Origin of the sequence: Aureimonas sp. Leaf324 (genome assembly GCF_001423245.1) — a bacterium.
In the GTDB taxonomy this organism is placed as follows: domain Bacteria; phylum Pseudomonadota; class Alphaproteobacteria; order Rhizobiales; family Rhizobiaceae; genus Aureimonas.
The window spans coordinates 217706-228843 of sequence record NZ_LMOH01000001.1 but is presented as its reverse complement, the minus strand read 5'-3'; the positions used below and the strand labels follow the sequence as shown (position 1 = coordinate 228843).

Below are 11138 nucleotides of genomic sequence, written 5' to 3'. Positions count from 1 at the left end.
TCACCGTTTCGTTTTCCTGTGCCGGAGGGCATTTCCATGCCGCTTTCCCTCGTGCTGTTCGACTGCGACGGCGTCCTCGTCGATTCCGAGATCATCTCGGCCAAGGTCGACTCGAAGATGCTGAAGGAGGTCGGCTACGAGATCTCGCCCTCCGAGATCGCCGAGCGTTTCGCGGGCCTCACGCAGGACCGGATCGCCGAGCTCCTGCAGGAAGAGGCGGGCATCCGCCTGCCGGAGGACTACAACGACCGCCAGAAAACGGCGCTGGACGAGCGCCTGGCCGCCGAGGTCGAGGCGATCGCGGGCGTTCACGAGATGCTGGATCGGATCGACCTGCCGCGGGCGATCTGCTCGAACTCGTCGGGCGAACGGCTGAAGATGATGCTGGAGCGCGTGAAGCTCTGGGACCGTTTTCGCCCGTACGTCTTCCCGGCGCGCGAGGTCGGCACGAAGAAGACCAAGCCGGCGCCGGACGTCTATCTCTACGGCTGCCGCGAGTTCGACGCCAAGCCCGCCGAGACGATCGTCCTGGAAGACTCCGTCCACGGCGTCGCTGCGGCGGCCGCAGCCGGCTGCCGCGTCGTCGGCTTCGTCGGCGCGAGCCACACCTACCCCGGCCACGCTGACTCGCTGACCGAAGCCGGCGCCGAAACGGTGATCCGGCGCCTCTCGGAGTTTCCCGCGGTCGTCGAGGCCTTCGCCGACTGGGAACAGGCTTGATCCGTCAGGAGCCCGGACGCTTGGCGCCGCCCTGCGGCCCTTCGTCGAACCCGGCATAGACCACGAGCGAGCGGCCCTTCGGCACCGCGATGCGGATCGCGCGGTCGACGTAGCGGAAGTCCTGCGCTCCGCCGGCCGGGGTCACGCCGACGGGCTGCTGGCCGAGCTGGCTGTAGACGAGCTGGTTGGTGTCGAGGATGGCGACGCGGATCGGCAGCTGAATCTCGCCGGACCGTGCGGCCGGTCCTGGAACCACCCGGCCGGCGATACCGACCTCCATGTAGAGCTGGCCGTCGCGCACGCGGCACGAGCGCGTCGTGCCCGAGATCGAGGCGATGTACTGAAGATTGCCGCCCTCGCCCTTGCGCAGGATCGCGGTGCCCTCGCGCAGGCTCACCTGCGGGCAGTAGTCCGGCACCGTGCCCTCGCTGGAGGCGGCACGGACCGGCGCCGGAGCCACCGATGCGCCGCCGCCGCCCGAGGTGCTGCAGGCGCCGAGCGCGAGGCCCGCCAGAACGAGGCCGGCGGCGTTGCGTGCGAAGATCAGCTTGGACATATGCATGCGGCGGTTCTTCCCATACGGTGTCGAGCCGTTCTATATCAGGCCCCTATCCGGGTTTCGACCGGGCGGGACGCGAAATCCGCGGCGCCCGGTTTTGCCGAACCGAAGGTTTGGGAGTTATCGTGAGATATGTCAGTTCGCGGGGCGAAGCTCCGGTCCTCGGGTTCGCCGACGTTCTCCTTGCGGGCCTTGCCAGCGACGGCGGTCTCTACGTGCCCGAGACCTGGCCGCAGATCGCGCCGGAAACGATCGCCTCCTTCGCCGGCCGCCCCTATGCCGAAGTCGCCCTCGAGATCCTGAAGCCGTTCGTCGGTGACGAGATCGCGCCCGACGCGCTGGAGCGCATGGTGCGCGAGGCCTACGCGACGTTCCGCCATCCGGCGGTCGCCCCGCTCGTGCAGATCGGCGACCGTCACTTCGTGCTGGAGCTCTTCCACGGCCCGACGCTCGCCTTCAAGGACGTGGCCATGCAGCTCCTCGCACGGCTGATGGACCACGTCCTCGCCCAGCGTGGCCAGCGCGCGACGGTGGTCGGCGCGACCTCGGGCGACACCGGCGGCGCGGCGATCGCGGCGTTCTCTGCCAGCGACCGGACGGACATGTTCATCCTGTTCCCGAAGGGCCGCGTCTCGCCGGTCCAGCAGCGGCAGATGACGACGGCCGGCTCGCAGACGGTGCATGCGGTGGCGATCGAGGGCACGTTCGACGACTGCCAGGCGCTCGTGAAGGCGATGTTCAACGACGCCGCGTTCCGCCGCGAAAGCGCGCTATCGGGCGTCAACTCGATCAACTGGGCCCGCATCATGGCCCAGATCGTCTACTACTTCACGGCTGCCGCCAGCGTCGGTGCGCCCCACAAGGCCGTGTCGTTCACCGTGCCGACCGGCAATTTCGGCGACATCTTCGCCGGCTTCGCCGCCAAGCGCATGGGCCTGCCGGTCGAGCGCCTGATCGTCGCCACCAACGGGAACGACATTCTGGAGCGGTGCCTGCGCACCGGGCGCTACGAAATGGAGGGCGTTCACGCCACCATGTCGCCGTCGATGGACATCGAGATCTCGTCGAACTTCGAGCGGCTGCTGTTCGAGGCGAGCGGGCGCGACGCGGGCGTGATCCGCCGGCTCATGGACCAGCTCAAGCAGTCTCGTGCCTTCACCGTGCCCGACGACATCCTTTCCTATATCCGCGCCGAGTTCGACGCGGGGCGCACTGGAGAAGGCGAGACGGCCGAGACGATCCGCGACCAGCTGGCCTCGACCGCCTATCTTCTCGATCCCCACACGGCGGTCGCCGTGGCCGTCGCGGAGAAGCGGATCGGCGACGTGCCGATGATCTCGCTCGGCACCGCTCATCCCGCCAAGTTCCCCGCGTCCGTCAAGGCGGCCTGCGGAACGGAGCCGCCCCTGCCACCCAGCCATGCCGACCTGATGACGAAGGGCGAGCGGTTCGACGTCCTTCCCAACGATCTGGACGCACTCCAGGCGTACATTCGCGAGCGCAGCCGCGCCGTGCGCCTCGGGGCCGCCGCATGAGCGTCGAGATCACGCGTCTTTCCAACGGGCTGACGATCGCCACCGAAACCATGCCGACGCTGGAAAGCGCGGCGCTCGGCGTCTGGGTCAAGGCCGGGGCGCGTGACGAGGCCGAGGGCGAGCACGGCATCGCCCATCTTCTCGAGCACATGGCCTTCAAAGGCACGAGCCGGCGCAGCGCCCGGCAGATCGCCGAGGAGATCGAGGATGTCGGCGGTGAGCTGAACGCTTCGACGAGCGTCGAAACCACCGCCTACTATGCGCGCGTCATGAAGAACGACGTGCCGCTCGCGATCGACATTCTCACCGACATCCTTCTCGACTCGCGTTTCGACGAGGACGAACTCGCCCGCGAGCAGCACGTCATCCTGCAGGAAATCGGCGCGGCCGAGGACACGCCGGACGACATCGTCTTCGACCATTTCCAGAGCGCCGCCTACGCCGACCAGATCCTCGGTCGCCCGATCCTCGGCACGCGCGAGAGCGTCAGCGGCTTCACACCGGCGGAAATCCGCGGCTACCTGCAGCGCCACTACTCGCCCGACCAGATGGTGGTATCGGCCGCCGGCGCCGTGTCGCACGACGACGTGGTGCGACGCGTCGAGGCGGCGTTCGGATCGTCGGCGTCCTCGATCAAGGGGACACATAGCCGCGAGCCCGCCGTCTACACTGGCGGCGACTTCCGCGAGGAACGCGATCTCGCCGACGCGCAAATGGTGCTCGGCTTTCCCGGACGCCCCTACTACCAGCGCGACTTTTATGCCGCGCAGGTGCTCTCGATCATCCTGGGCGGGGGCATGTCGTCCCGCCTGTTCCAGGAGATCCGCGAGACGCGCGGCCTCTGCTATGCGATCTCGGCGTTTCACTGGAGCTTCTCCGACACCGGTATCTTCGGCGTTCATGCCGCGACGGGCGAGGAGGAGATGGCCGAGCTCGCGCCGGTCATCGTCTCCGAACTGGTGCGTGCCACCGAGGGCATCACCGAGAAAGAAGTGAACCGCGCCCGGGCGCAGATGCGCTCCAGCCTCCTGATGAGCCAGGAAAGCCCCGCCTCCCGTGCCGGGCAGATCGCGCGTCAGCTGATGTTCAAGGGCGCGGTCCTGGAAAATGCCGAACTCCTCGAGCGACTGGCCGCGATCGATGCGCCGCGCCTGACGGATCTGGCGGCTCGCACGTTCCTCGGCACGACGCCGACGCTCGCCGCGATCGGCCCGATCTCGCGCCTTCCCGATATCGGCGAGATCGCGCAGGGCGTCGCCGTGAGTTCCGCCTCCCCGCCGGTCCGCAAACTCGTCACGATCTAGGCGAACGCTCCGCCATGGCCTTCTTCGACTGGGTCCAGCCGGCGGCTCAGCCGGTGCTGACCGGGCCGGACGTCCTTCTGCGTCTGCCGCGCGCCACCGATTACGAGGCATGGCGGACCTTGCGCGAACGCAGCCGCGGGTTCCTGACGCCCTGGGAGCCGAGTTGGACCGCGGACGAGCTCGACCGCAGTTCCTACAGGTTGCGGCTGCGTCGCTATCGACTGGATGCGCGGCAGCGAACCAGCTACACCTACTTCGTGTTCGATCGCGAGGGAGCCGTGCTGATGGGAGGCCTGACGCTCGGACGTATCCAACGCGGCGTCGCGCAGACCGGAACGCTCGGTTACTGGATGGGGCAGCCGTTCGCCGGTCGGGGCATCATGTCCCAGGCGGTCGAAGCGGTCATGGAGTTCGCCTTCGACGTCCTGCGCCTTCATCGGCTGGAGGCGGCCTGCCTCCCCCGGAACGCGGCATCGATCCGGCTTCTCGAAAAATCCGGCTTCCGCCGCGAGGGACACTTGCGCCAGTATCTCAAAATCGCCGGTGTCTGGGAGGATCACCTGCTCTACTCGATTCTGTCCGACGACCGGGCGCCGGGCCGCGCCATGCCGTCGGCATCCTGACGACCCCTCGCTTTTGCGAACAAAGGCCCACTCGCGCTCGATGCCGCAACCCAACCGCCTCGCCCGCCAAATCCTGTGCTTCCTGACGCTGCTGATCGCATGTCTGGCCGCAGGGCCGAGCCATGCCTTGTCTCCCGTGTCGATCGGCCGCGAGGACATCGCGATCGATCTCAAGCCGGCGGTCGAGATCTTTCGCGATCGGGGTCGCAATTTCCAGGTCTCGACGGTGCCCGGCGCGGACGGCATCGTGCGCCGCATCGAGGTCGAATCGACCGCCGCCAATCCGTCGGGCGACTGGGCCGTCTTCGCACTGTCCAACAACACGGACGAGCAGATCGACCGGATCGTCGTCGCCCCCCATTTCCGCCTCGCGAGTTCCGGCTTCCTCTGGCCCGACCTCGGCTCGCAGCGCATCGCCGCGATCACGCCGTCCGAGGGCTTCGCGCTCGACCGCCAGGATAGCCCCGAGGCCGACGTCTTCCTGGTGACGCTCGATCCGGGCGCCATCATCACGTTCGTGACGGAGCTTTCGTCCGACCGGCTGCCGGAAATCCGGTTGTGGGAGCCGAATGCTTATAAGGACACGGTGAACGCGTTCACCTTGTATCGCGGCATCGTCCTCGGGATCGCGGGTCTCCTCGCCGTGTTCCTGACCATCCTCTTCGTGGTCAAGGGATCGCCGATGTTCCCGGCGACCGCGGCGCTCGCATGGGCGGTGCTCGCCTATATCTGCATCGACTTCGACTTCTGGCAGAAGCTGGTGCCGATCGTCCCGGGTCAGGAGCGCATATGGCGCGCTGGCACCGAGGTCGCCCTCGCCTTCACGCTGGTCGTCTTCCTCTACGCCTACCTCAACCTCAACCGCTGGCACGGCATCCTTTCCGCCTTCACCGCGCTCTGGCTGGTCGGGCTGGGGGCGCTCGGTGTTCTCGCGGCGTTCGATCCGCCGATGGCGGCCGGCATCGCGCGCATGTCGATGACGGCGACGGCCGGATTCGGCCTACTGCTGATCCTTTATCTTTCGGCGATGCGCTACGACCGCGCGATCATGCTGATCCCGACATGGCTTCTGATTGTCGTCTGGATCGCCGCCGGATGGCTGACGGTCACGGGTCGCATCGACAACGACATCATCCAGCCGGCGCTCGGCGGCGGCCTCGTCCTGATCGTCCTCCTGATCGGTTTTACCGTGATGCAGCACGCCTTCGCGGGCGGCTCGTTCGCCGGCGGCCTTCTGTCCGACATGGAGCGGCGCTCGCTGGCGCTGGCCGGCACGGGCGACGCGATTTGGGACTGGGACGTCGCCCGCGACCGCATCTTCGCCGGTTGCGACACCGAAGGTCTCGACGGCATGCCGGTCGCGGCCATGAATGGCCCCGCGCGCGACTGGCTGCCGATCCTTCACCCCGACGACCGCGACCGCTTCAAGATCACGCTCGACACGATCCTCGAGCACCGGCGTGGCCGGATCGCGCAGGACTTCCGGGTGCGCGACGACAACGGCCACTACCACTGGATGAGCTTGCAGGCGCGTCCCGTTCTCGGCAGCAACGGCGAGGTCGTGCGCTGCGTCGGTACGCTGAAGGACGTGACCGAGCGCAAGAAGGCGGAGGAACGCCTCCTCCACGACGCGCTGCACGACCAGCTCACGGGCCTTCCGAACCGCGAACTTTTCATCGACCGGCTCGACTCGATCTCCTGCCTCGCGGCAACGCGCCCCGATGTCCGCCCCACCCTCTTCATGGTCGATATCGACCGCTTCAAGCAGGTCAACGACGAGTTCGGCATCGCGACCGGCGATACGATCCTCCTCACCGTCGGACGCCGCCTGAAGCGCGTCCTCAAGCCGCAGGACTCGCTGGCGCGACTGTCGAGCGACCAGTTCGGCGTCATTCTCATGTCGGAGAGCGACGTCGCGGCCGTCGGGGCCTTCGCCGAGACGCTGCGGGACGCCGTGCGCGCGCCGATCACCTTCGCCAACCAGGACATCATCCTGACCGCCTCGATCGGCCTCACCGGCTGGACCGAGGGCGCCGGTGCCGACGAGGTTCTGCGGGAGGCGGAACTCGCGATGTATCAGGCGAAGCGCCTCGGGGGCGACCGCATCGAGCCCTTCCGTTCGGCGTACAAGACGCACAGCTCCGGCCGGGTCGAGCTGGAATCCGATCTGCGCCGAGCCTTCGGCCGCAACGAGCTGTCGCTGGCCTTCCAGCCCATCATCAGGCTGTCGACCGGCGAGATCGCCGGCTTCGAGGCGTTGATGCGCTGGAACCACGCCAAGCGCGGCTTCGTCTCGCCGACGGAGTTCATTCCGCTGGCCGAGAGCACGGGCCTGATCGTCCAGCTCGGCCAGTTCGCGCTCGACGAGGCGGCGCGCCGGCTGGCCGACTGGCAGCGGCTGCCGGGGCAGTCCAAGCTGTTCTGCTCGGTCAACATCTCCAGCCGTCAGCTGATCCGTCAGGACCTTCTGAACGACGTACGCCAGATCCTGAAGCGGTATCATCTCGCGCCCGAGACGCTGAAGCTGGAGCTGACCGAGTCGCTCGTGATGGACAATCCGGAACGCTCGGCCAAGCTTCTGGAGCGGCTGAAGGAGATGGGCGTCGGACTGTCGCTGGACGATTTCGGGACCGGCTATTCGTCGCTGTCGTATCTGATGCGGTTCCCGTTCGACACATTGAAGATCGACCAGTCGTTCCTGCGCGGCGAGCAAGTGCCGCAGCGCTCGATCCTCGTCCACTCGATCGTCACCATGGCGCACGAACTGGGGCTGGCCGTGGTCGCCGAGGGTGTCGACAACGACACCGACGCGGCGCAGCTCCGCAAGCTGAACTGCGAGTACGCACAGAGCTTCATGTACGGTCAGCCGCTCTCGGCCGAGGAAGCGCGGCGCCGCTTGCAGGAGCGCGGAAGCCGGCGCGGCTCGGCCTGACGCCCCGCGCCAGGAAATATCAGGCGTGACCGGCTTCGGCGGCGAGAAAGGCCGGATCGACGCCGAGGATCGCCAGCGCCCGCGAATACTTGGCGTCGAGTTCGTTGGCGAAGACGATGTCGAGGTCGGCAGTGCAGGTCAGCCAGCCGTTGGCCGCGATCTCCGACTCGAGCTGCCCCGCGCTCCAGCCGGCATAGCCGAGCACCATGATCGCGCTCGACGGTCCCTCGCCCCGGGAAATGGCTTTCAGGATGTCGAGCGTCGGCGTCAGAGAAATGCCGTCGTCGACTTCCACGGTCGATTCGGAATCGTAGTCGTCCGAATGGAGAACGAAGCCGCGCCCCTGTTCCACCGGCCCCCCGTTGCAGACCGACACTTCCCGTCCCTTCTGCGGCAACCGGATATCGTCGGGGCTATCGACGATCTCGAGCTGCGTCAGAAGGGTCGGGAAACTGAGAGGCTGCGCCTTGTTGATGATGAACCCCATCGCCCCGTTGGGCGAATGCGCGCAGACATAGACCACGCTGCGGGCGAAGCGCTCATCGTGCATGCCCGGCATCGCAATCAGGAAGTGGCCCTCCAGGGAAGGCGTCTCGTCGGTCGATCGGCTACGCATGTTTTCCAGGTCCATGGGAGGAAGATAGACATGTCCCGGCGGTTTTGCACCTGCGCCCCGACCGAAGGTCTTGGCCGTCTTGCGATGATGGTGACCAGCGCGCTTCTCGCCCTGTCGCTCGCGTCCGGCCCCGCCCTTGCGCGCGAAACCGAGCGGTATCGGCAGGAGGGCGTCGCCCTCCATCTCGTCGCGCTTCCGCCCGATGCAGGCGGCAAGATCCGCGGAGCGCTCTCGATCGAGCTCGATCCGGGCTGGAAGACCTACTGGATCGCGCCGGGCCCGGTCGGCCTTGCCCCGCAGTTCGACACGTCGAAGAGCAGTGACGTCGATAACGTGCGGTTCGCTTTCCCGGTGCCGAGCCGTTTCAGCGAGGGGGAGGCGCAGAGCATCGGCTACGTGCAGACGGTGGAGCTGCCCATTGCGGCCCAGGCCAGCGGTCAGGTGCCGGTGCTGCAGCTGAACGCCGTCCTTGGCGTTTGCCGTGAACTCTGTGTTCCCGTTCAGGCCGAACTGGCGGCGGGTCCGAAGCCCGGCCTGTCGGATCGGGCTCTCGTAGCGCGCGCCGAGGCGGCAGCGCCGGACACGTCGGGTCCGCTGAAGGCGTCGGGGGCGCGTTGGGACGCAGACGAGGCCGCTCTGATCGTCGATCTGGTGCCGCCCATCGCGGGCCCTCTGACGGATGGCTTCGTCTCGGCTGGCGACGGCTGGTCGTTCGGTGCCCCCTCCCTTCCGGAAGACGGCCAGACGAAAAGCATCGTATTCCCCGTCCTTTCGCGGCCAACCGGCGACAAGCGTCCGGTTTCCGCCGACATCCTGTTGACGCAGAACGAGCGCGCCCAACTATCCCGCGCAGTGCCGATCGCGCCGCGGTAAGTCGCCGCGCGCTTTATCGGTCGACCCCGGAGAGTAAATCCGCATGACGATATCCATCGGCGACCGCCTTCCGGACGTCTCGTTCCGCGTTCCGGGCGAGGACGGTCCAACCACGACGACGACGGCGGACGTCTTCTCCGGCAAGCGTGTCGTGCTCTTCGCGGTTCCCGGCGCCTTCACGCCGACTTGTACGATGAACCACCTTCCCGGCTTCCTCGAGCACAACGACGCGCTGCGGGCCAAGGGCGTCGATACGATCGCCGTCACCGCGGTCAACGACGTGCATGTGATGAAGGCCTGGAAGAAGGCCACCGAGGCGGGCGACCGCATCCTCTTCCTGTCGGACGGAAATGGCGAGTTCGCCAAGGCCGTCGGTCTCGATGCGGATCTTTCGGCCGGCGGCCTCGGCATGCGCTCGAGGCGCTATGCCATGCTCGTCGAAGACGGCGTCGTGCGGCAGCTGAACATCGAGCCGGGGCCAGGTCAGGCCGACACGTCGTCGGCCGAGACTCTTCTGGCGCAGATCTGACCGTCAGCCGGCGGCCGACCGCCGAGCCTTCTTGAACGGCTCCATGCCGGCGCGCGCGAGCGCGTCGGCCCGCTCGTTCTCGGCGTGCCCCGCGTGCCCGCGAACCCAGTGGAACGTCACTTCGTGACGCTCGCGCTCCGTGTCGAGGCGCTGCCAGAGCTCGGCGTTCTTGACCGGCTTCTTGTCGGCCGTGCGCCAGCCGTTCCGCTTCCAGCCGTGGATCCACTTGGTGATGCCGTCGCGCAGATACTGCGAGTCGGAATGAAGGTGCACCGAGCACGGCCGTTTCAGCGCACCGAGCCCCTCGATGGCAGCCAGAAGCTCCATCCGGTTGTTGGTGGTCAGCTGCTCACCGCCGGACAACTCCCTCTCGGTGTCGCCGAAGCGGAGGATGGCGCCCCAGCCGCCAGGCCCCGGATTGCCGGAGCAGGCACCGTCCGTGAAGATGTCGACGCGCGTCGTCTCACTCATGCCGTGGCTCCTTCGCGGCGAAACCGTAGTCCGCGACCGACGAAACGCCCCGATGAAACCGGTTCTTGCGGAGATACTCGCGCGGATCCTTCTTGGTGACGAAGGACGTGTCGGGGATGTGGATCCAATCATACAGGCGAGTGAGCAGGAAGCGGAGGGCCGCGCCGCGAGCCAGAAGCGGAAGAGCGTCGAGCTCCTCATTGGTGAGCGGACGCACCGCGTCATAGCCCTCGATCATCGCCCGACCCTTCGTCACGTTGAACGCGCCGTCGACCTCGAAACACCAGGCGCAGAGGCAGATGGCGAGGTCGTAGGCGAGGATATCGTTGCAGGCGAAGTAGAAGTCGATCAGGCCCGAGAGCTCTCCGGACAGGAAGAACACGTTGTCCGGAAAGAGATCGGCATGGATCACACCGCGCGGCAGGTTCGACGGCCATCTCGCCTCGAGATCGGCGAGTTCCATTGCGATTTCCTCACGCAGGCCATCGGCGACCCGATCGGCCCCCTCGCCGCATCCCTCGAACAGCGGACGCCAGCCCGACACCGACAAGGCGTTCGGGCGATGCAGCGCGAAGTCCGCCGATTTCGCATGGAGGTCGGCCAGGGCCCGTCCGACATCGCGGCAATGCTCGGCGGTCGGCCGCCGCGTCCACATGCCTTCGAGGAACGTGAAGAGTGCGGCGGGGCGGCCTGCGAGTTCCCCGAGTGTTCCGCCGTCGCGTGGCTCGACAGGCAGGGGGCAGGACAAGCCGCAAGCGGCCAGATGCTGTAGCAGCCCGATGAAGAACGGCAGATCGTTGCGATCGACGCGCTTCTCGTAAAGCGTCAGGATGTAGGTGCCGCCCTCGGTGCGCACGAGGAAGTTGGAGTTCTCGACCCCCTCGGCGATACCCTTGTAGCTGAGGAGCCGGCCCACGTCGTAACGCGACAGGAAGGCGGCGAGATCGCCCTCGGCGACTTCGGTATAGACGGCCAT

At 67.1% G+C, this 11138-nt stretch carries 11 protein-coding genes; 7 read left to right on the top strand and 4 right to left on the bottom strand.

Features of this window, described 5'->3' with window-relative positions; translation table 11 throughout:
• Window positions 1-36: 36 nt before the first annotated feature.
• Window positions 37-720 (top strand): HAD family phosphatase, encoded by a 684-nt coding sequence (locus tag ASF65_RS01175; protein WP_055883923.1) that lies wholly within the window; start codon window positions 37-39, stop codon window positions 718-720.
• Between the two features lie 4 nt (window positions 721-724).
• Here ASF65_RS01175 and ASF65_RS01170 read toward each other — a convergent pair whose 3' ends face one another.
• Window positions 725-1282, bottom strand: coding sequence for a hypothetical protein (locus ASF65_RS01170; protein WP_055883920.1), 558 nt, complete (start codon window positions 1280-1282; stop codon window positions 725-727).
• 122 nt (window positions 1283-1404) lie between these two features.
• Here ASF65_RS01170 and thrC point away from each other — a divergent pair, with 122 nt between their 5' ends.
• Genes thrC through ASF65_RS01150 form a run of 4 tightly spaced genes read left to right on the top strand, consistent with a single transcriptional unit; the run spans window position 1405 to window position 7673 of the window.
• On the top strand, window positions 1405-2814 hold the full coding sequence (gene thrC / locus ASF65_RS01165; RefSeq protein WP_055883917.1) for a threonine synthase: 1410 nt from the start codon (window positions 1405-1407) through the stop codon (window positions 2812-2814).
• The gene (locus tag ASF65_RS01160; RefSeq protein ID WP_055883914.1) at window positions 2811-4118 is read left to right on the top strand and encodes a pitrilysin family protein; all 1308 of its coding nucleotides are present in this window, start codon (window positions 2811-2813) and stop codon (window positions 4116-4118) included. The genes thrC and ASF65_RS01160 overlap by 4 nt, the downstream gene beginning before the upstream one ends.
• 14 nt (window positions 4119-4132) lie before the next feature.
• The gene (locus ASF65_RS01155) at window positions 4133-4741 is read left to right on the top strand and encodes a GNAT family protein (RefSeq protein WP_055883911.1); all 609 of its coding nucleotides are present in this window, start codon (window positions 4133-4135) and stop codon (window positions 4739-4741) included.
• 40 nt (window positions 4742-4781) lie between these two features.
• The gene (locus ASF65_RS01150) at window positions 4782-7673 is read left to right on the top strand and encodes an EAL domain-containing protein (protein WP_055883908.1); all 2892 of its coding nucleotides are present in this window, start codon (window positions 4782-4784) and stop codon (window positions 7671-7673) included.
• Between the two features lie 19 nt (window positions 7674-7692).
• Here ASF65_RS01150 and ASF65_RS01145 read toward each other — a convergent pair whose 3' ends face one another.
• Complete coding sequence (locus tag ASF65_RS01145; RefSeq protein ID WP_055884966.1) at window positions 7693-8289, bottom strand: YqgE/AlgH family protein; 597 nt, start codon at window positions 8287-8289, stop codon at window positions 7693-7695.
• Between the two features lie 30 nt (window positions 8290-8319).
• On the opposite strand from ASF65_RS01145, the gene ASF65_RS01140 reads away from it, so the two are divergent.
• Together ASF65_RS01140 and ASF65_RS01135 are read left to right on the top strand one after the other, a co-directional pair.
• Window positions 8320-9162, top strand: coding sequence for a protein-disulfide reductase DsbD domain-containing protein (locus ASF65_RS01140; RefSeq protein ID WP_082505084.1), 843 nt, complete (start codon window positions 8320-8322; stop codon window positions 9160-9162).
• A 43-nt stretch (window positions 9163-9205) separates the two neighbouring features.
• Window positions 9206-9691 (top strand): peroxiredoxin, encoded by a 486-nt coding sequence (locus tag ASF65_RS01135; RefSeq protein ID WP_055883903.1) that lies wholly within the window; start codon window positions 9206-9208, stop codon window positions 9689-9691.
• Window positions 9692-9694: 3 nt separating this feature from the next.
• Here the strand turns inward: ASF65_RS01135 and rnhA are convergent, their stop codons facing one another.
• The gene (gene rnhA / locus ASF65_RS01130) at window positions 9695-10162 is read right to left on the bottom strand and encodes a ribonuclease HI (RefSeq protein ID WP_055883901.1); all 468 of its coding nucleotides are present in this window, start codon (window positions 10160-10162) and stop codon (window positions 9695-9697) included.
• On the bottom strand, window positions 10155-11138 hold the full coding sequence (locus ASF65_RS01125) for a homoserine kinase (RefSeq protein WP_055883898.1): 984 nt from the start codon (window positions 11136-11138) through the stop codon (window positions 10155-10157). Before ASF65_RS01125 ends, rnhA begins: the two co-directional genes overlap by 8 nt.